The sequence below is a fragment of the Micromonospora halophytica genome, assembly GCF_900090245.1.
Lineage (GTDB): Bacteria > Actinomycetota > Actinomycetes > Mycobacteriales > Micromonosporaceae > Micromonospora > Micromonospora halophytica.
The window spans coordinates 487,023-505,641 of record NZ_FMDN01000003.1 but is presented as its reverse complement, the minus strand read 5'-3'; the positions used below and the strand labels follow the sequence as shown (position 1 = coordinate 505,641).

21 protein-coding genes are annotated in these 18,619 nt (G+C 73.3%); 11 read left to right on the top strand and 10 right to left on the bottom strand.

Annotated features, from left to right (window positions below; all coding sequences use genetic code 11):
* Positions 1-117: 117 nt before the first annotated feature.
* The 3 genes from GA0070560_RS07440 to GA0070560_RS07430 form a co-directional block, all read right to left on the bottom strand.
* The gene (locus GA0070560_RS07440; RefSeq protein ID WP_245675400.1) at positions 118-1,005 is read right to left on the bottom strand and encodes a hypothetical protein; all 888 of its coding nucleotides are present in this window, start codon (positions 1,003-1,005) and stop codon (positions 118-120) included.
* Positions 1,006-1,299: 294 nt separating this feature from the next.
* Positions 1,300-2,058: a heliorhodopsin HeR gene (heR, locus tag GA0070560_RS07435; RefSeq protein WP_091292897.1), complete on the bottom strand. Its 759-nt coding sequence runs from the start codon at positions 2,056-2,058 to the stop codon at positions 1,300-1,302.
* A gap of 34 nt (positions 2,059-2,092) precedes the next feature.
* Entirely contained in the window at positions 2,093-2,686 is a 594-nt protein-coding gene (locus GA0070560_RS07430; RefSeq protein WP_091292894.1) for a pentapeptide repeat-containing protein, read from the bottom strand.
* 79 nt (positions 2,687-2,765) lie between these two features.
* Between GA0070560_RS07430 and GA0070560_RS07425 the strand changes: the two genes are divergently transcribed.
* Both GA0070560_RS07425 and GA0070560_RS07420 read left to right on the top strand, forming a co-directional pair.
* Positions 2,766-3,998, top strand: a complete 1,233-nt coding sequence (locus GA0070560_RS07425) for a serine hydrolase domain-containing protein (RefSeq protein WP_091292891.1) — start codon at positions 2,766-2,768, stop codon at positions 3,996-3,998.
* A gap of 105 nt (positions 3,999-4,103) precedes the next feature.
* On the top strand, positions 4,104-4,745 hold the full coding sequence (locus GA0070560_RS07420) for an NAD(P)-dependent oxidoreductase (protein WP_091292888.1): 642 nt from the start codon (positions 4,104-4,106) through the stop codon (positions 4,743-4,745).
* Positions 4,746-4,756: 11 nt separating this feature from the next.
* On the opposite strand, the gene GA0070560_RS07415 is transcribed toward GA0070560_RS07420, so the two are convergent.
* Positions 4,757-5,221, bottom strand: coding sequence for a PPOX class F420-dependent oxidoreductase (locus GA0070560_RS07415; protein WP_091292885.1), 465 nt, complete (start codon positions 5,219-5,221; stop codon positions 4,757-4,759).
* A gap of 86 nt (positions 5,222-5,307) precedes the next feature.
* Positions 5,308-5,949, bottom strand: a complete 642-nt coding sequence (locus GA0070560_RS07410; protein ID WP_091293060.1) for a DUF6642 family protein — start codon at positions 5,947-5,949, stop codon at positions 5,308-5,310.
* Positions 5,950-6,271: 322 nt separating this feature from the next.
* Between GA0070560_RS07410 and GA0070560_RS07405 the strand changes: the two genes are divergently transcribed.
* The gene (locus tag GA0070560_RS07405) at positions 6,272-7,051 is read left to right on the top strand and encodes a D-Ala-D-Ala carboxypeptidase family metallohydrolase (RefSeq protein ID WP_091292882.1); all 780 of its coding nucleotides are present in this window, start codon (positions 6,272-6,274) and stop codon (positions 7,049-7,051) included.
* A gap of 84 nt (positions 7,052-7,135) precedes the next feature.
* On the opposite strand, the gene GA0070560_RS07400 is transcribed toward GA0070560_RS07405, so the two are convergent.
* The 3 genes from GA0070560_RS07400 to GA0070560_RS07390 all read right to left on the bottom strand — a co-directional run bounded on the left by GA0070560_RS07400 (position 7,136) and on the right by GA0070560_RS07390 (position 9,864).
* The gene (locus tag GA0070560_RS07400) at positions 7,136-7,645 is read right to left on the bottom strand and encodes a hypothetical protein (RefSeq protein WP_091292880.1); all 510 of its coding nucleotides are present in this window, start codon (positions 7,643-7,645) and stop codon (positions 7,136-7,138) included.
* 288 nt (positions 7,646-7,933) lie between these two features.
* Positions 7,934-8,638: a response regulator gene (locus GA0070560_RS07395; RefSeq protein ID WP_091292877.1), complete on the bottom strand. Its 705-nt coding sequence runs from the start codon at positions 8,636-8,638 to the stop codon at positions 7,934-7,936.
* The gene (locus tag GA0070560_RS07390) at positions 8,614-9,864 is read right to left on the bottom strand and encodes a sensor histidine kinase (protein ID WP_091292875.1); all 1,251 of its coding nucleotides are present in this window, start codon (positions 9,862-9,864) and stop codon (positions 8,614-8,616) included. Before GA0070560_RS07390 ends, GA0070560_RS07395 begins: the two co-directional genes overlap by 25 nt.
* A 133-nt stretch (positions 9,865-9,997) precedes the next feature.
* Here GA0070560_RS07390 and GA0070560_RS07385 point away from each other — a divergent pair, with 133 nt between their 5' ends.
* The 6 genes from GA0070560_RS07385 to GA0070560_RS07360 all read left to right on the top strand — a co-directional run bounded on the left by GA0070560_RS07385 (position 9,998) and on the right by GA0070560_RS07360 (position 14,239).
* Positions 9,998-10,897, top strand: a complete 900-nt coding sequence (locus tag GA0070560_RS07385; protein WP_091292872.1) for an ABC transporter ATP-binding protein — start codon at positions 9,998-10,000, stop codon at positions 10,895-10,897.
* Complete coding sequence (locus GA0070560_RS07380; protein WP_091292870.1) at positions 10,894-11,676, top strand: ABC transporter permease; 783 nt, start codon at positions 10,894-10,896, stop codon at positions 11,674-11,676. Before GA0070560_RS07385 ends, GA0070560_RS07380 begins: the two co-directional genes overlap by 4 nt.
* 125 nt (positions 11,677-11,801) lie before the next feature.
* A complete protein-coding gene (locus GA0070560_RS07375) occupies positions 11,802-12,365 on the top strand; it encodes an SOUL family heme-binding protein (protein WP_091292868.1) in 564 nt (187 codons plus the stop codon).
* A 76-nt stretch (positions 12,366-12,441) separates the two neighbouring features.
* Positions 12,442-13,374: a ParA family protein gene (locus GA0070560_RS07370; protein ID WP_170839309.1), complete on the top strand. Its 933-nt coding sequence runs from the start codon at positions 12,442-12,444 to the stop codon at positions 13,372-13,374.
* Positions 13,371-13,805, top strand: a complete 435-nt coding sequence (locus GA0070560_RS07365) for a Rho termination factor N-terminal domain-containing protein (RefSeq protein WP_091292864.1) — start codon at positions 13,371-13,373, stop codon at positions 13,803-13,805. The genes GA0070560_RS07370 and GA0070560_RS07365 overlap by 4 nt, the downstream gene beginning before the upstream one ends.
* 212 nt (positions 13,806-14,017) lie before the next feature.
* Complete coding sequence (locus tag GA0070560_RS07360; protein WP_091292863.1) at positions 14,018-14,239, top strand: TM2 domain-containing protein; 222 nt, start codon at positions 14,018-14,020, stop codon at positions 14,237-14,239.
* Between the two features lie 45 nt (positions 14,240-14,284).
* On the opposite strand, the gene GA0070560_RS07355 is transcribed toward GA0070560_RS07360, so the two are convergent.
* Both GA0070560_RS07355 and GA0070560_RS07350 read right to left on the bottom strand, forming a co-directional pair.
* On the bottom strand, positions 14,285-15,253 hold the full coding sequence (locus GA0070560_RS07355) for an MBL fold metallo-hydrolase (protein ID WP_091292860.1): 969 nt from the start codon (positions 15,251-15,253) through the stop codon (positions 14,285-14,287).
* A 154-nt stretch (positions 15,254-15,407) separates the two neighbouring features.
* The gene (locus GA0070560_RS07350) at positions 15,408-16,295 is read right to left on the bottom strand and encodes a serine hydrolase (RefSeq protein WP_091292858.1); all 888 of its coding nucleotides are present in this window, start codon (positions 16,293-16,295) and stop codon (positions 15,408-15,410) included.
* Between the two features lie 37 nt (positions 16,296-16,332).
* Here GA0070560_RS07350 and GA0070560_RS07345 point away from each other — a divergent pair, with 37 nt between their 5' ends.
* Positions 16,333-17,292, top strand: a complete 960-nt coding sequence (locus tag GA0070560_RS07345; protein ID WP_091292856.1) for a LysR family transcriptional regulator — start codon at positions 16,333-16,335, stop codon at positions 17,290-17,292.
* 56 nt (positions 17,293-17,348) lie between these two features.
* Positions 17,349-18,530, top strand: coding sequence for an endonuclease (locus GA0070560_RS07340; RefSeq protein ID WP_091292854.1), 1,182 nt, complete (start codon positions 17,349-17,351; stop codon positions 18,528-18,530).
* Positions 18,531-18,619: the final 89 nt, after the last annotated feature.

The window sequence follows — 18,619 nt, the reverse complement described above, 5'->3', positions numbered from 1 at the left end:
GGCGCGAACGGCTGGAGGATCCAGCCTGTCGTCGATCACCGCGCCCGGGTTCCCGTGCCGGAAGGGTGCCGCTCCCCCACGCGGGTGACCACGGCCGGCTCTCGCCACGGGGTCGGCTCAGCGCAGCGCGACCGCCTGGATGCCGACGTTGCCGCAGCCGTTGAAGGTCCGCTCGGTGGTCCACGACACCAGCAACTTCTGGCCCCGGGGCACCCGGAACCGGACGACCCACTGGGCGGTGTGGTTGGTGTGCGGGTCCTCCAGGCGCAGCGTCCTGGTCGGGCCGCCGGTGGAGAGCCGCACGTCGAGCCGGCCGCGGGACATCCAGAGCCCGGCGAAGAGGTGGACGGTGCGCAGTTCGCCGCTGCCTGCCACGCTCAGGGCGAAGCCGTTGCCGACGCCGCAGGCGTACGTCCCGGTCGCGGTGGCGTCGGCGGATCCGACGGGCGTGCCGTCGCGCCAGCTGAACCCCTCCGGGTTGGTGTCGTAGGTGGCGCGCTGGCCCCGGCCGCCCTCGTCGCGGATCTCCCCCGAGCCGTCGCGCTTGCGGACCGTCCGATCGGGGCCGGCCAGTCCCCAGTGCACCCAGTCACGGGTGCCGAGGCCGGTCAGGTCCACCACGGCCGGCACCTCGACCTCGGCGACGGTCAGCACCGCAGTGACCGGCTCCGGCTTCGGGGCCGGCGTCGGGGTGGTCGACGGCGACGGCGACGGTGGTCGCTGCCGGGGCTGCAGGCCCGGCGAGGCGACGCCGGCCTCGGTGACCACGCCGGGCAGGCCGGTGGGGCGGCCGGCCACCGTGGGCGCGCCGGCGGAGAGGTCGCCGCCGGTCGCGGGCAACTCCGGTTCCGTCTCGAAGTTCAGGTACGCCACGAGGGCGAGCAGGCATGTCAGGGCGCCCAGCGACTCGATCACCCAGCGGCGACGGTGCCGGTGGCGGGCGATCCGGGGGGTCGTGCCGCCGGTCGGACCCGGGCCGATCCGTCTCACCTGGTCGTCCGTCACCGCTTCTCCGTTCCCCACACCGCAGCTCCGCCCATAGCCGCGCGTCCGCTCCGCCGGGCCCGATCGCGCTCGCCCGCCCAGCGTGAGCCCCGTCACGTTTTCATCCGTACGACCGCTTGCGTCATAGGCAGACCCGTCAGCGTTTCCAGTTCGTTACCAAATGGTCGTAACGAAAACTGTCCTGACGACGCTGCGATCGACCCACTCAGCGGAGTACGGATCCTAACCCCCTCGTGTCCGCACGGTCACCGTGCGGGTGGGTCGGTCGAGGTCCCGGCGGGCCGTCGTGGCGAGTCAGGTGCGCAGCACGTTGGCAAAGATCAGCAAGGCCAACGCGGACTTCGCCCCCAGACTGAGCAGGATGTAGACCACCTCCCCGAACCGGTAGTGCCGCCACCGTCCCACTTGGCGGTACTGGAGGGCCATGTTGATCGCGAAGCCCGCGAAGAGCACGAACTGCACCACCGTGATCGCGTACACGAAGGTCGGCACCTGCGGCGGCTGGGTGATGTAGACCGCGATCGCCACCCAGGGGGCGAACCCGACCAGCGAGCCGAACCAGAACGCGCTCCAGTCCGCGACGCCGGGCTTCTGCTGGCGCTCCATCAGCAGACCGAAGAGGATCATCGCGGTGTTGGCCGCGAAGATCCCGATCACCGCCGCGAGGTCGCGGACACCGACGAAGAGTCCGATCAGGACGATCATGACGGAGGCGCTGACCGAGTACTCGATCCAGCGGGCGTAGTTGGCCCGCCGGTCGAGACGACGGGCGTACCAGCGGTGCACGCCGGGCGCGGCCACCACGAGGTGGTCGACGGCGGCGAACAGCAGGAAGACCGCCACCGTCGGGCCGATCGCCAGCCGGAAGACCGTCTCGGGGAGGGTGCCGTCGCGCAGCGTCACCGGGTCGGCGGTGAGGTAGGAGGCGGTCACCGGCAGCGCGAGGTCGTTGCTCGCCGCCCACATCACGATCCCCTCGGCGGCCAGCAACAACCCGACCGCCACGTTGAGCCGGCGCAGCCGCCGGTCCCGAGAGTCCTCCCACACCACCATGAAACGCACGATACGGGCGGCGGGCGGCCGCGCGTCAGCGGATCTCGAAGCCGAGCGCCTGCGCCAGCACGATCGCCTGCTCCGCGTCGATCACCGCACCGGCCCGCTGCACCGTGGTCGGGTCCACCGCGGTCAGGTCACTGCCGCGCAGGTCGGCACGGGTGAGCCGGGCCGCGTGCAGCTGCGCGCCGGAGAGGTCGACGCCGGTCACCGTCGCGCCGGTCAGGTCGGCCCCGGTCAGGTCCGTCTCCCGCATCCGTACGTCGGTGAGCGTCACCCCGCGCAGGTCGGCGCCGGCCAGCGCGACGAACGACCAGTCCCCGCCCGTCACCCGCAGCGGGCGCAGGTCGCACTCCGCGAAGGTGCTGCCGACCAGCTTGCAGCCGACGAACTCCGCCTCGAAGAGGTTGCACCGGCGGAACGCGCACCGGGTGAAGGCCGAGTCGACGTGCCGGGAGGCGTTGAACGCCACGTTGCCGAACGAGCACTCCGTGAAGGAGGTGCCCCGGCTGACCGCCTCGGTGAGGTCGACCCGCTGGAAGGAGCACCGGACGAAGTGCCGGTCGACCAGCTCCTCGGCGTACCAGTCGTCGTCGCGGAACGTCGCGTCCTCGGTCGTCCGGAGCATCGGACCACACTAACGAGGGGCTCCGACAGTGGGCTCCCGCTCTTCCGCCGCCGCCGTACCGGCTAGTAGGTTCGCCGACGTGAGCGTGGCACGCAGCATCGACCCGGACCAGATCGGCTTCGACCCCGCGCGGCTCGCGCGGATCGACGAACACTTCGGCCGCTACGTCGACGACGGCCGGCTCGCCGGCTGGCAGATCGTGGTGACCCGGCGCGGCGAGGTGGCGCACTCCTCGACGTACGGGCTGCGCGACGTCGAGGCGGGCGCGCCGGTGGAGCAGGACACCATCTGGCGGATCTACTCGATGACCAAGCCGATCACCTCCGTCGCGGCGATGATGCTGTGGGAGGAGGGCCGGTTCGAGCTGAACGACCCGATCAGCCGCTGGCTGCCGGAGTTCGCCGATGTCCGGGTCTACGACAAGGGGTCGGCGCTCAAGGCGTACACCGTGCCGGCGATCGAGCCGATCCGCATCTGGCACCTGCTCACCCACACCTCCGGCCTGACGTACGGCTTCGCGCAGACCTCGGTGGTGGACGCGCTTTACCGGGCCGCCGGGTACGACCTGGGCGTACCCCCCGGGCTGGACCTGGCCGGGGCGACCGTCGGGATGGCGAAGCTGCCGCTGATGTTCCAGCCCGGCAGCGGCTGGAACTACGGCGTCTCCACCGACGTGCTGGGCCGGCTGGTCGAGGTGGTCTCCGGGCAGAGCCTGGAGGACTTCTTCACCGAGCGGATCCTCACCCCGCTGGGCATGACCGACACCCGGTTCTGGGTCGACGAGCCGAACGTCAAGCGGCTCGCCGCGCTCTACACCCCGCACCCGGCCACCGGGCAGGCGGTCCGGGTCGACAAGATCGGCGCGTTCGCGCTGACCCGCCCGGAGTGCTTCTCCGGCGGCGGCGGGCTGGTCTCGACGGCCGCCGACTACCACCGGTTCACCCAGCTGCTGCTGCGCGGTGGCGAGCTGGACGGCGTACGCCTGCTCGCCCCCCGCACGGTGCGCTACATGACCCGTAACCACCTGCCCGGCGGCGGCGACCTGGCGTCGTTCGAACCGGAGGGCTTCGCCGAGACGGTGCTCGACGGCATCGGCTTCGGGCTGGGCTTCGCGGTGGTGGAGGACCCGGTGCCGGCGCGGGTGCCGAGCAGCGTCGGCGAGTACTACTGGGGCGGGCTGGCCAGCACCGCGTTCTGGGTGGACCCGGCCGAGGAGGTCACCGCGCTGCTCTTCACCCAGCTGATGCCGTCGAGCACCTACCCGCTGCGCTCGCAGCTGCGTCAGCTGGTCTACTCCGCCCTGGTCGACTGAGCCGTTCCGCCGACGGGCGGGCGGGTCGGTCCATAGCCTGGACGGCATGAGCGAGCGAATCGTCAGCCCCCGCACGGTGGCACCTCACGGCGGCGGAGTGCCGGCATGAGCGACATCGTGGTGTACGGCGCCGGCGGCACCGCGGGCTCGCGGATCGTCGCCGAGGCGGTGGGGCGCGGGCATCGGGTCACGGCGGCGGTCCGCCGCCCGGAGGCGGTCACCTGGCTGCCCGCCGCGGCGCACCTGGTGACCGGGGACGCCACCTCGACGCAGAGCGTCCGGGACCTCGCCGGTGCGGCCGACGTGATCGTGGTGGCGGTCGGCGGTGGCGAGCGGGCGCTCTGGCGGGACGCGGCGCAGACCCTGACCACCGTCCTGCGGGACCTGCCGAACCCGCCCCGGGTCATCCACGTCGGCGGCGGGGCGACCCTGCTGACGTCGAAGGACACCCCGCTGCTGGACGAGCCGGACTTCCCCGACGAGTACCGGGACGCGGCGCTGGGCCAGGCCGACGCGCTGGCCTGGTACCGCTCCTCGGCCGACGGGGTGACCTGGACGTACCTCTCCCCACCGCCGCTGGAGTTCCACCCGGGCGAGCGGACCGGCCGCTACCGCACCGGCACCGAGCACCCGGTGGTGGACGAGCAGGGGCGCTCGGTGCTGACGTACGAGGACCTGGCCGTGGTGATCGTCGACGAGATCGAGAACCCGCGCTTCGAGAACATGCGCTTCACCGCCGCGTACTGAGTGCCGGGGGGTCAGTCGGCGAGGCGGGCCGGGAAGCCGCCGGTGGCCACCGGCCCCCAGCTGTCGATGGTGACCCGGATCAGCGACTTGCCCTGCGTCACCATGGCCGCGCGGTACTCGTCCCAGTCCGGGTGCTCGCCGGAGATGCTGCGGAAGTACTCCACCAGCGGCTCCAGCGCCTCGGGCAGGTCGAGCACCTCGGCGGTGCCGTCGACCTGCACCCAGGGGCCGTTCCAGTCGTCGGAGAGGACGCAGGCGGAGACCCGCGGGTCGCGCCGGATGTTGCGCACCTTCGCCCGCTCCGGATAGGTGGAGATCACCAGCCGGCCCTCGGCGTCCACCCCGCAGGAAACCGGGGAGGACTGCGGACGGCCGTCGGCCCGGGTGGTCATCAGCACGACCCGGTGCCGGGGGCGGAGGAACTCGGTCAGGGCGTCCCGGTCGACCCGGGTGTTGCTCGCGACGGTGCGTGCCATCCCTCGGTTCTACCAGGCCACCGGCGGGCCGGCCCCGCTCGCCCCGCCCTCCCCCCGGGCGCGCGGAGGTCGGATGCCCCGGAGGTTCAGCGGGCCCGGCCGGCCACCCGGCCCGGCGCGGTCTGGGCGGGCACCCGGGGCCGGACGCTCGGCCGCCAGGCCCGGCCGTTGGCGTAGATCACCCGGAACCCGAGGTACGCCGCCAGCGGCGCCCAGTGCGCCGAGCCCATCCGCAGCTCGGCGGCGTTGTGCCGCCGGCCGTTGGCGAGCACGTCGAGCAGCACCGTCTCGAAGGCGGCCGACTCCACCCAGTCGACCTCGCGGGTGAAACCGCAGACCAGCGCCGCTCCGGTGGTGTCGAGGAAGTCCCGCAGGGTGGCGTCGGAGGCACGCAGGACCGAGCAGCTGCCGAAGTAGAGCCGCCGCCCCTCGCACCGCCCGGCCATCCGTTCGGCGACGTCGGTGAGGGCCACCGAGTCCCAGTCGGTGAGGCAGAGCCGGCTCGGTTCACCGTGCATGGCGAAGAAGCCGACCCGGTAGTCGGCGTACTGCTTGAGCAGCCAGCGGTCGACGAAGTAGAAGAGCTCGTCGCGGGTGGCGGCGTCCTTGTGGATGAAGCGGATCTTGCCGAGCCGTTCCAGCAGTTCCAGGGTGGGCAGGACGGAGCCGCGCTCGTGCAGGTCCCGGTGCCACTGACCCTCGACGCAGAAGACGCCACCACGCGCCACGTCCACCTCCCCCGTCCCCGCGAGCCGGGACCGACGTTACCGGTCGCCGGTCACGGGCCGGCAGTCACCCCGGGTGATCGGACGGGTGTTTTGCGTGGTGCCCGCCAGGTCGGGTGCGCTGCTCCGGATCGCGAACTCTCGGCCCGCTCGGCCGTATCACCATTCATTGCCGTCCCAGGAAATGCCCAGCAACCAGCAATCATGAGAACAATTCTCATCAACCGCCTCGAAACGGCAGAAGAGCTGTCAGGGTGGAAAGCGCGGGACGTCCCGGTCGATGTCCCGGTCGACACCCCATCGCTCTCCTACCGGGAGGACATCTGTGCGCGTACACACCCTGAAGCGGGCCCTCATCGCGTGCGCCCTGGCACTACCGGGGGCCGCGATCGCCGTGGTGGTCGCCGCGCCGGCGGCCCACGCCGACGGCTGCTACACCTGGCAGCGCACCCTGCTGCCGGGACGCTCGGGCGAGGACGTCCGCCAGCTCCAGATCCGGGTCGCCGGATGGGCCGGCAACGGCGGGATCGTCCGGATCGACGGCCGGTACGGCCCCGAGACCGCCGCCGCCGTGCGCCGGTTCCAGACCGCGTACGGGCTGCGCAGCGACGGCATCGCCGGCCCGCAGACCTTCACCAAGCTCTACCAGTTGCAGGACGACGACTGCACGCCCACCCACTTCAGCTACACCGAACTGGACGACGGCTGTGGCCAGGGCGGATGGACGGGGGGTCCGCTGTCGGCCGCCGAGACCCGGGCCAACGCCCTGCGCACCATGTGGAAGCTGGAGGCGCTGCGCCGGAGCCTGGGCGACCGGCCGCTCTACGTGACCAGCGGCTTCCGTGACATCGCCTGCAACCGCCGGGTGGGCGGCGCGTCGGACAGCCAGCATCTCTACGGCAACGCCGCCGATCTGGTCTCCCGGTCGCGCTCGCTGTGCGACGTCGCCCGGACGGCACGCAACCACGGGTTCAGCGGGATCTACGGCCCGGGATACACCAACCACGACAGCCACGTGCACGTCGACTCACGGCGGGAGAACAACCGCGACCGGACGCGCAACACGACGAGCTGGTCTGCCCCGGACTGCGGGGTCGGCGGCTGAGCGGCGCCGGCCCGGCCGGGCTGACCAACCCCGGTCCGGGCCGGCGTCGTGGCGCCCGGGCGACGCCGGCGGTCGTACCTCCGCTCAGCTCGCCCGGGGCCAGCGCGGCGCGGTGGCGGGGGGTGCCACCGGCCGAACGGGCCCGCCGGGCCGGAGAGCGGGCCGCGTCACCGGTGCGGCGCCCCGGCCGGTCTGGCTCCGCGCCGGATGGCCGGCGGACCCGGCCTGGCTGCGCGTCGGGTGGCCGGGCGCCTGCCGGGCCGACGGGGCCGTGACCGGCCGGCCCTGGGCCGGGCTGCCGTAGGTGAAGGGGAACGGCACGTGCACGAACGGGTTCCCGTGCCGGACAAGCGCCTCGATCTGACGCTCGTTGAGCCCGTGGTTCTCCAGCACCCGCCGGCCCCAGCGGTGCAGCCGGCAGGGGTACGACGCGCCGTCGTTGCGGCACAGCGGCCCGTTGGGCCACTCCTCGGCGGCGTGCACGACCACCGCCCGGACCGCGAGCCGGACGTCCTCCGGCGTCAGCGGTGCCGGCACCGGCACCTCGCCCAGGATCAGATCGATGGGGTCCGTCGACTGCTCACCAACTCGCACGGCAGGCCTCCCGCAGCTCGCCAGCGACTGCGGCTGTCCGCCGCAGCGCATCCTCGGCCAGTGGTACGGCCCACAGCGGGCAGAAGTTCAATCCCGCCAGGCGGTGACGGCGTAGCGCGTCTCCCGCGACGGCCGGGTGGACAGCGGTGTCGCGACGTCGACGAGGCGCTTGTCGGTCAGCAGGCGCAGCGCGCGGCTGAGCGACGCCTGGGGCAGTATCCGTCCACGCTTCCAGCCTCGACACTCTCATCGGTGATACAACCAAGAGGCCGGCCTCGGCCCGGCGGCTCAGACCAGGCCGGCGTCGTGCACCAGCAGCGCCACCTGGACCCGGTTGTTCAGCGCCAACTTGGTCAGCAGCCGGGACACGTACGCCTTCACCGTCGCCACACTCATGAACAGCTCCGCCGAGATCTCCGCGTTGGTGCGGCCCTGCCCGAGCGCGAGCGCGACCTCCCGTTCCCGCGCGGTGAGCCCGTCGAGCAGCCGCAACGCCCGCTGCCGGCGCGGATCGGGCCCGGACGGCGTGCCGACGACGGTCACGTGCGTGATCAGCTTGCGGGTCACCGCCGGGGAGAGGGTCGCCTCCCCCGCCGCCACCCGGCGCACCGCCCGGACGATCTCGGCGGGCGGGGTGTCCTTGAGCAGGAATCCGCCCGCCCCGGCACGCAGCGCCCGCAGCACCTGCTCGTCGGCATCGAACGTCGTCAGCACCAGCACCTCGGGCGGGTCGGCCGCCGCACGCAGCGCCTCGGTGGCGGTCAGCCCGTCGACCCGGGGCATCCGGATGTCCATCAGCACCACGTCCGGCGCGTACGCCTCGACGGCGGCCGGCACCTCGGCACCGTCGGCGGCCTCGCCGACCACCCGGACGTCGGGCACCCCGCCGAGGATCATCGACAGTCCGGCGCGGACCAGCGCGTCGTCGTCCACGATCAGCACCCGGACCGGCGCCTGCTCGCCCGCGCTCACGACGCCGGCCAGGGCAGCCAGGCGGCCAGCCGGAAGTCGCCGGTGGCGTCCCGCCCGTGCTCCAGCCGGCCACCGGCGAGGCTGACCCGCTCCGCGACGCCGACCAGGCCGGTGCCGGTGCCCGGGATCACCGGGGCGGCCGGCTCACCGACCGGCCACGGGTTGCGGATCTCGACGGCGAGGCCGTCGCCGGGGCGGCCGGCGAGCTGGATCGAGACCAGCGCCCCCGGCGCGTGCTTGCGGGCGTTGGTCAACCCCTCCTGCACGATCCGGTACACGCTGCGCCCGACCGCCGGAGGCACGGCCGCGGCGTCGGCGACCGCGTCGACCACGCCGACCCGCACCCCGGCGGCCCGGGACTCCGCGACCAGCGCCGGCACGTCACCGAGGGTCGGCTGCGGGCGCTCGGGGGTGGCCGTCTCGGCGCCGCCGGGCTCGGCGCGCAGCACCCCGATCACCTCGCGCAGGTCCTGCAGGGCGGCGTGCGCGCTGGCCCGGATCACCCCGGCCGCCTTCGCGACCTCTTCCGCAGGCGCGTCGGGGCGGAACTCCAGCGCCCCGGCGTGCAGGCTGAGCAGGGAGATCCGGTGCGCCAGCACGTCGTGCATCTCCCGGGCGATGCGGGTGCGTTCGAGCTGCCGGGCCTGGGCGACCCGCAGCTGCTGCTCGGCCTCGGCCCGGTCGGCACGCTCGCGCAGCGACCACACGAGTTGCCGTCGCGCCCGGACGAACAGCGCCCACGCCACGACCGCGCCGATGAACAGGAGCGTCCAGGCCATGGTGGCCCAGAACGGCAGCACCGGGTCGGGCCGGATCATGGTGTAGATCGGCGTGGTCAGCAGGTGCACGCCGACCAGCGCGGCGCCGATCGGCAGCGGCCGGTGCACCAGCACGGTGAACAGGAGGATCAGCAGGGCCACACCGGCGTTGACCGAGAACAGCGCCAGCGGCAGGCTGGCCACCGCCAGCGCGACCGGCCAGCGTCGGCGCAGCCAGAGCGCCGCACTCACCGACACCCCGAGCACCAGGTCGATCTCGTTGAGCCAGGACGGGCCGACGTTGACCGCGAACTCCGGCTCCGGCCCCACCGAGTCGTGGAAGGCCAGCACCGCCCAGCCGAGGGCGAGCAGGAAGCAGAGTCCGTCGACGAACCAGTCCCGGGGCGTCCGTCGTACGGTCGTCGTCGGACGGGTCAGGGTCCCCGGCAGCAGCCAGGGATGTTCGGGCACGACGGCGGCGCTGCTCACCCGTCCATGCTAGGAAGCCGCTCCGCCGCGTCGACACCTACCAAAGTCGAGGTCTGCCGGTAGACCGAGGTACGGGTGGCTCTCGACCGCCGGCCGCAGCGCGTGGCCGGGTGGCGCGGGCAGGCTCGACGCCATGATCATGGTCGAACACCTCACCAAACGGTACGGCCCGCACGTCGCCGTCGACGACGTCTCGTTCCACTGCGAGCCGGGGACGGTGACCGGGTTCCTCGGCCCGAACGGCGCCGGCAAGTCCACCACCATGCGGATGATCTGCGGGCTGACCCCACCGACGTCCGGCAACGCCGCCGTCACCGGACGCCGCTACCGGGAGCTGCCCAACCCCGGTCGGGAGATCGGGGTGCTGCTGGACGCCTCGGCGCAGCACGCCGGGCGCACCGGCCGGGAGGCGCTGGCCCTGGCCGCCCGGACGATGGGCGTGGACCGTGGGCGGGTGGGCGCGGTGCTCGACCAGGTGGGGCTGAACGCGACGGCGGCGAAGCGGCGGGTCGGGGCGTACTCGCTCGGGATGCGGCAGCGGCTCGGCCTGGCGCTGGCGCTGCTGGGCGACCCCCGGGTGCTGATCCTGGACGAGCCGGCCAACGGCCTCGACCCGGAGGGCATCTTCTGGATGCGCGGCCTGCTGCGCGACTTCGCCGACCGGGGCGGCACCGTGCTGCTCTCCTCCCACCTGCTGCGCGAGGTGGAGGCGGTCGCCGACCGGGTCGTGGTGATCGGCGGCGGCCGGGTGGTCGCCGCCGGCGGCAAGGACGAGCTGCTGGCCGGCGCCGGCACCCTGGTCCGCGGCCGCGACCCGCACGCCCTGCGGCTGACCCTGGACCGGGTCGGCCTGACCGCCACCGCCGGGACCGACGGCGGCTTCCTGGTCCGGGCCGAGCCCGGCGCGGTGGGGCAGGTCGCCGCCGACGCCGGCCTGGTCCTCACCGAGCTGCGTCCCGCCGGCAACGGCGGCCTCGAACAGCTCTTCCTCACCCTCACCGCCGGCGCGTCGACGAAGGAAGCCGTGAAATGACCACCACCACCGCACCCGCCGTCACCAACCGCCGCCCGGTGGCCGACGGGCCGTCCCTGGCCCGGCTGACCGGGGTGGAGCTGCGCAAGCTCGCCGACACCCGGGCCGGACGCTGGCTGCTGGCCACCATCGGGCTGATCGCCGCCGCCATCGTCACCGTGCAGCTGTTCGTCCTCGACGACGCCGAGCAGACGTTCACCGCCTTCTTCGCCCCGTCGCTGCTGCCGGTCGGTCTGCTCCTGCCGGTGCTCGGCATCCTCTCCATCTGCTCGGAGTGGTCACAGCGGACGGCGTTGACCACGTTCGCCCTGGTCCCCCGCCGGGAACGGGTGGTGGTCGCCAAGCTCGCCGCGGTGGTGCTGGCGGCGCTGGCCTCGGTCGGGGTGAGCCTGGCCGTCGCCGCCGTCGGCACGCTGCTCGCCGGGGCCACCGGCGGGGCGGGCGAATGGAACTTCGACTGGCAGCTGCTGCCGCACGCGGCCGTGTTCCAGGTGGCGAACGTGCTGATGGGCGCGGGCTTCGGCCTGCTGCTGCTGAACACCCCCCTGGCGATCGTCACGTACCTGCTGCTGCCGACCGTGTGGAGCATCCTCTCCGCGATGGTGCAGGCCCTGCACCGGCCCGCGGCGTGGCTGGACACCTCGGTGACCATGGAGCCGCTGCTCGGCGCCGAGGTCACCGCCGGGCAGTGGGGCCGGCTCGCGGTCTCGCTGCTGGTCTGGCTGGTCGTGCCGCTGGCCGCCGGGCTGGTCCGCACCCTGCGGCGGGAGGTGTCCTGACCGTGGACGCCCAGCGGCACGGCACCGCCACGGTGGTCGGTGGGGGTTCCGCTTCGCCGGGAGCAGACCCCCGATGAGCGGTAGCGTGCTGGTGGAGGAGTCCTGACGGCCCGGGAGCGTGCCTGATGACCGAGCAGCAGCCGTACCGGGTGGTGGCCACGCATCCGGGCTTCGAGCTGCGCCGGTACCCGGCCCACCTGGTCGCCGAGATGCGGGTGGACGGGACGTTCGTCGAGGCCGGCAACGCCGCGTTCCGCCCGCTGGCCGGATACCTCGGCGGGGCCAACCGGTCCCGGCGGAGGGCCACCGTGACCGCTCCCGTGGTCCAGGAGTCCGACGGCGCCGAACGGATCGCGATGACCGCGCCGGTCGTGCAGGAGGAGGGTGACCGGCCCGGCTGCTGGCTGGTGCGGTTCGTGCTGCCGGCGGAACTCTCCGCCGACACCGCGCCCGAGCCGCAGGACCCACGGATCACCGTCCGGGAGGTCCCGGGGCAGCTCGCCGCCGCCGTCCGCTTCTCCGGACGGTGGACGGAGAAGTCGTTCGGCCGGCGGGCCACCGCACTGGGCCGGGCGGTGACGGCGGCGGGCCTGACCCCGTCCGGCGCGATCCGGTACGCCCGCTTCGACCCGCCGTGGAAGCCCTGGTTCCTGCGCCGCAACGAGGTGGTCCTCCCGGTCGCGGAGTGACCGTCACGGGTCGCCGTCACGGATGGTCATACTCCGCCGCGCCCGCTACGGTTCCCCCGTCTGGGAGGTGCCGTCGGTGTACGTGGTGTCCGTGATCAATTACAAGGGCGGGGTGGGCAAGACCACCCTGACCGCCAACCTCGGTGCGGAGCTGGCCAACCGGGGGATGAAGGTGCTGCTGGTCGACCTCGATCCGCAGACCAGCCTGACCTTCAGCTTCTACGAGCCGGACGACTGGCGGGAACGGCTGCGCGACGGGCGCACCGTGAAACGCTGGTACGACGGGCTGCGCGGGGACACCCCGGCGGTCACCCTGGGTGAGCTGGTGGTCTCCCCCGGCCCGGCCAACGCCCACCTGGCCGGCGCGGGGCGGCTCGACCTGATCGCCTCGCACCTCGGCCTCACCGACATCGACCTGGCGCTGGCCCGGGGCGTGGCCGACGGCGAGGAGTACGACCGGGAGCTGTTCCGGGTTCGCGGCTCGCTCGCCGAGGGGCTGCACGACGAGGCGCTGGGCGGCTACGACCTGGTGCTCATCGACTGCCCGCCGAACTTCAACGTGGTCACCCAGTCCGCCGTCATCGCCAGCGACCACCTGCTCATCCCGGCGAAGGCGGACTACCTCTCCACCCTCGGCATCGACTACCTCTGCGGCAACGTCCGGGAACTGGTCGACCGTTACAACGCCGACTCGCGGCGGTTCGCCACCATCCGGCGGCACCACAAGGTCGCCCCCGGTATCGCCGGGGTGGTGTTCACCATGATCCACCTGAACGCGCAGCGGCCGGTCGCCGCCCACCAGGGCTACATGGACCAGGTCCGCGCGCTCGGCCTGCCCGTCTTCCCGACCGTGCTGCGGGAGAACGTCACCCTCTTCGCCACGAACACCCCGCGCGGCGTGCCGGCGGTGCTGCGTCCCCGGGTGGGGCTGCCGGCCGTGCAGGAGGAGCTGCGCCAGATCACCACCGAGTTCATCGCGCACCTGCAACCGGCCGAGGTGGCGGCGTGACCGACCCGAGCGTCACCGCCACGCTGCTGATCCGCCTCGCGGAGCTGGTGAGGGCCCTCCCGGCCGCCGAGGTGGTCGCGCTGGCCGAGGGGCGGGCCCGGCTGGCGGTCGTGCCCGTCGCGCAGCCGTCGACCGCCGAGCGGGCCGCCCCGCCCACCGCCACCGCTGTCACCGGGCGCCGGGGCACGCCGCACCGGCCGGTCGCGCCGGTCACCGACCCGGACCGGGCGGTGGCGGCGCTGGCCGCCCTGACCACCCGCCACGACGGTACGGCGTACCTCGCCGGCTGGTCGGCGAAGGAGCTGCGGGCGCTGGCGGCCCGGCTCGGGTTGCGCGGGGTGGCCGGCGCCCGCAAGGCCGACCTGGTGGAGCGGATCGTCGATCGGACGGTCGGTTTCCGGTTGAACTCCACGGCGATCCGTCAGCTCTGAGGCGCTCGCCGGTGGATCACCGCCGCCGGGTGCCGCCCCCTGGCCGCTCCGGTCGCCGACGCGTGTCGGCGAGCGACCTGAGCAGGCGTCATCGCGGCACCGCACCGGTCGGGGCCGGCTCGTCCGTCCGGCTGATCAGCGCGTTATTGATCTTGCCTCTGACCTGGGCCCCCGATACGCTCCCGCGGCTATCCCTCGTGAAAGGACCCCCTGTGACCACTCCCGTCACGACCCAGAAGTCCTGGCTCGTCACCCTGCTGCTCTGCTTCTTCCTCGGCGCCCTCGGTGTGCACCGCTTCTACACCGGCAAGGTCGGCACCGGTGTGCTGCAACTCGTCACCTTCGGTGGCCTGGGCGTCTGGACGCTTATCGACTTCATCATGATCCTGGTCGGCTCCTTCAAGGACAAGCAGGGCCAGCCGCTCGCCAAGTGACACCGGCGGGGCCGGGACCCCGTCGGGTCCCGGCCCCGCCGTCGGTCAGAAGCGGTACGCCGTGCCGTACTCGGGGACCAGCACCCGGCTGCGCGGCGACGCCTTGCGTACGGCCGTGACCAGTTCGTCCAGGCGCCTGCGGTCGTCCGGGGCGACGACCGGCGGGTTGGCCAGCGGCGTCTCGAAGTTGTCCCAGTGCACCGGCACCACGACCGCCGGGTGGTCCAGCGCCGCCATCAGCCGGGGCACGTAGTCGGCGGTCGAGCCGGTGGCCGGCAGCGCCACCATCGCCACGTCGGGCGCGAGGCCGGTGATGTTGCGGGCGGCGAAGTCGCTGGCACCCATCAGGAAGACCGACGGCCCACCGTCGACCCGCAGCTGGTACGCCAGGGTGTCCCCTTCGGGCAGGTCGGCGATGGTGGCCGGCTTCGAGGGCGGGCTGACCCGTACGCCGGGGAACGCCATCGACCACGACGCGTTGCGGCTGTGCAGGGAGGCCACCACCTCGACCGTGTGGTCGCCGAACTCCAGCACCTCGCCACCGGAGACCGGGCTGAGTTGCCCGGCCGGCAGCCCGTACGCGATGCCCAGGTGGTAGGCGGTGAGCGTGCCGAAGACCCGGGCACCGGTTCGCCCGGCGATGTACGGCACGTCGTTGAAGTGGTCCCAGTGGGTGTGAGTGACCAGGACGGTGGTGGCCCGGTCCACCAGGGAGTCCACCACCGACGACCGCACGGTCAGCGGGGTGGCCGGGTCGAACGCGCCCCGGAACAGGCCGGTGTCGTAGCGGCTGAGGTACGGGTCGACCAGCACGGTCCGGTCGCCGATGTCGATCCGCCAGCCGGAGGTGCCCCACCAGCGGAAGGTGACCGGCCCGGAGCGAGCGGGCCGGGCCCCGGCGGCGGGCGCGGCTGCGGCCGGCACCCCGGCGACGAGCCCGCCGGCGGTGAGCACAGCGGCCCCGGCGGCGGTGTCGCGCAGGAAGCGGCGGCGGTCGAGCTGGTGTACGGACATGATGGATCCTCCCCGTCTCACGCGGTACGTGGTCGACCCACAGCCCACCACCGCGCGGGCCGTCACGTCCAAGACCGAATGCCGCAACCGTCGATACCGCTTCGGATATCGGACCAGCTCAGCGCCGCTGCGAGCGGCACGCCCGGCCGGGGATTCAGGCGTCCCGCAGCGCCTGCACGGCGATCCGGGCGGCCTCGCCCATGGCCAGGTCCACGTCGATGCGGCGGGCGGCGAGGTGCTCGGCGCGGACGAGGACGGCCATCGCGTACCGGGCGCCGTCCGGGTACTCGGCCACACCGGCGTCGAGGTAGAGCCCGGGCAGGGTGCCGGTCTTCGACACCACCCGCACCCCGGGCGGGAAGCCGGAGGCGAGCCGGGTCCGCACGAGCTGGCGGGACATCAGTTCCCGTACGGTGGCGCAGGCAACGGCCGGGCCGGCCCGGTCACACCAGATCAGGGTGAGCAGTCGGGTGAGGTCGCGGGCGGTACTCGACGAGGTCCGCTCCGGGTCGAAGACCCGCATCGCCCGGATCCGCTCCTCGGGCAGGGTCGGGAAGATCCGGGCGAAGTCCGCCTCGGTGCGGGCACCCACGTCGGCGAGCATTAGCTCCACCAGGTGGCGCGGTCCACCCCGGAGCCGGGTACGCCCCAGTTCCAGCTCGGCGGCGAGCATCGGCAGCACGTCCGCCCCGACCCGGCGCAGCAGCAGGTCGGCGGCGGTGTTGTCGCTGACCGACATGGCGAAGTACGCCAGGTCGCGCAGGGACACCTCGACGTCGTCGGCGCAGCCGGCCACGCCCCAGCCGCCGAGCCGGTCGCCGGCGGTCACCAGCACCCGTTCGGTCGGGTCGAGCTGCCCGGCGGCGACCTGCCGGGCGAACTCCAGCACCAGCAGGATCTTGAACACGGAGGCGATGACGGTCCGCCGGTCGGCGTCGAGGGCGACCTCCTGCTCGTGCGGCCCGTCCACCGGCACGACGTGCAGGCTGCCGGTGATCCCCGCCTGGGCGAAGAGCTGCCCGATCCGCTGCTGAACTGCCACCGCAGCACGGTAGCCGGCGCTGTCGTAGGGTCCGTGCGTGGACCTGCTCCGCCACCTGCGGCACTTCGTGGTGGTCGCCCGCGAGCTGCACTTCGGCCGAGCGGCCGAGGTGTTGGGCATGGCGCAGCCGCCGCTGAGCCAGTCGATCCAGCGGCTGGAGCGGGAGCTGGCGGTGGAGCTGTTCGACCGGTCCCGCCGGCAGGTCCGGCTCACCACCGCCGGCCAGCTACTGCTCGGTGAGGCCGACGATCTGCTGGCCGGGGAACGCCGGGTACGCCATCTGATGCGCCAGATCCGCGAGGGCGCGCTCGGCGTCTTCCGGGCCGGGGTGCCGCCGGAGACCCCGGCGGTGACGCTGCGCGCGCTGCTGGACCGGCTCGCCGCCGCCGCGCCCGGGCTCGACGTCGACCTGCACGAGCTGACCAGCGGCGAGCAGGTGCGGATGCTCGCCGAGGGGCGGCTCGACGCAGGGCTGCTGCACCACCCGGTGCGGGCGGACGGGCTACGCTTCGGTCCGCCGGTGGACGTACCGGTGGGGGTGCTGCTGCCCCGGGCGTCGCCGCTGGCCCGACCGCGTGAGGTGGCGCTGGCCGACCTGGCCGGGCTGGATCTGGTCGGTCCGCCCCGGACCACCGCGCCCGGCTGGTACGACCACGTCCTGGACGTCTGCCGCCGGCACGGATTCACGCCCCGCCGGGTACGCCCGGCCCGTAACCCCGAGTTCATCTTCGGTCTGCTGCTGGCGGGTGGGGCGGTGGCGTTGGAACCGGCGGCGTCCGCCCGGCGGGAGCCTCGGATCGCGTGGCGTCCGCTCGCCGGCGCGCCCCTGGCGAAGCGGACGTCGGCGGCCTGGCCGGACCGCTCGGCGCATCCGGCGGCTGTGATGTTCGGCCAGCTCGCCGTCGAGGTGCTGGCCGCCGAGGAGCCGCCACCGCCGGCCCCGATCGTGCCGTCGGCCCGGCCCTGGCCGGTGCTGTTCGACACCACCCGCCACTGAGAATTAACGTCGCCGCTCTCCCACCGGCCGCCCCGATCCCGTTAACATCGCCAGCCATGGATACGAAGAGCTCCACCCGCCCGCGACCCGGGCGGCTGGTCACGGCGTTCGCCCTCGCCGTCACCCTGGTGGCCTCGGTTGCGGTGGCCGCGACGTCGGCGTCCGCGGCGGCCACCCTGACCGTGGCGCAGGCACTGGCCGCACAGGACGGCCGGACCGCCACCGTCACCGGCTACGTGATCGGGCAACCCGTCGCCTCGACCACCGTCATCACCTCGAACTACACCGCCGACTACGCGATCGCCATCGCCGACGCCGCCGGCGAGACCAGCACCGGCCGGATGCTCTACGTCCAGGTCACCTCGGCGTACCGGAGCAGCTTCGGGCTGCTGACCAACCCGTCGCTGCGGGGCAGGCAGATCACCGCCACCGGGACGCTGACCGCGTACTTCAGCCACGGCGGGTTGAAGAGCCCGACCGCGATGAGCCTGGGCGGCACCGCGCCGTCGCCCACCGCCTCGCCGTCACCGACCTCGACCGGCGGCCCGTACGACTCGACCTACTACGCGAACGCGATGGGCAAGACCGGCACCGCGCTGCGCAGCTCGCTGCACTCGATCATCCGGAACCAGACGAAGCTCTCGTACTCCCAGGTCTGGGACGCACTGCGGGACACCGACCAGGACCCGGCCAACGCCAACAACGTGATCCTGCTCTACACCGGCCGCTCACAGAGCAAGACCCGCAACGGCGGCGGGGTCGACGACTGGAACCGCGAGCACGTCTGGGCCAAGTCGCACGGTGACTTCGGCACCACCACCGGGCCGGGCACCGACGTGCACCACCTGCGCCCCACGGACGCCTCGGTCAACTCGCTGCGCGGCAACAAGGACTTCGACACCGGCGGCAGCGCGGTCGCCGAGGCGCCGGGCTGCTACACCGACGCCGACTCGTTCGAGCCGCGCAACGCGGTCAAGGGCGACGTGGCCCGCATGATCATGTACATGGCGATCCGGTACGAGGGCAACGACGGCTGGCCGAACCTGGAGATGAACAACTACGTCTCCAACGGCACCGCGCCGTACCTGGGCCGGCAGTCGGTGCTGCTGCAGTGGCACGCCCAGGACCCGCCGGACGCCTTCGAGAAGCGTCGCAACCAGCGCATCTACGAGCGCTGGCAGGGCAACCGCAACCCGTTCGTCGACCACCCCGAGTGGGCGGGCGCCATCTGGGGCTGACCTGTCGCCGATCACCCGGTCGGGCCGTGAGCGTACGGCCCGGCCGGGTATTCCTGTCCGGTGGCACGCGCCCGGTGGACGCCGTCACG

Coding starts and splice junctions, on each gene's coding strand:
- heR (WP_091292897.1), bottom strand. CDS start 2,058: ATGGTGGTGTGGGAGGACTCTCGGGACCGGCGGCTGCGCCGGCTCAAC.
- GA0070560_RS07430 (WP_091292894.1), bottom strand. CDS start 2,686: ATGCTCCGGACGACCGAGGACGCGACGTTCCGCGACGACGACTGGTAC.
- GA0070560_RS07420 (WP_091292888.1), top strand. CDS start 4,104: ATGAGCGACATCGTGGTGTACGGCGCCGGCGGCACCGCGGGCTCGCGG.
- GA0070560_RS07415 (WP_091292885.1), bottom strand. CDS start 5,221: ATGGCACGCACCGTCGCGAGCAACACCCGGGTCGACCGGGACGCCCTG.
- GA0070560_RS07385 (WP_091292872.1), top strand. CDS start 9,998: ATGATCATGGTCGAACACCTCACCAAACGGTACGGCCCGCACGTCGCC.
- GA0070560_RS07380 (WP_091292870.1), top strand. CDS start 10,894: ATGACCACCACCACCGCACCCGCCGTCACCAACCGCCGCCCGGTGGCC.
- GA0070560_RS07375 (WP_091292868.1), top strand. CDS start 11,802: ATGACCGAGCAGCAGCCGTACCGGGTGGTGGCCACGCATCCGGGCTTC.
- GA0070560_RS07355 (WP_091292860.1), bottom strand. CDS start 15,253: ATGTCCGTACACCAGCTCGACCGCCGCCGCTTCCTGCGCGACACCGCC.
- GA0070560_RS07340 (WP_091292854.1), top strand. CDS start 17,349: ATGGATACGAAGAGCTCCACCCGCCCGCGACCCGGGCGGCTGGTCACG.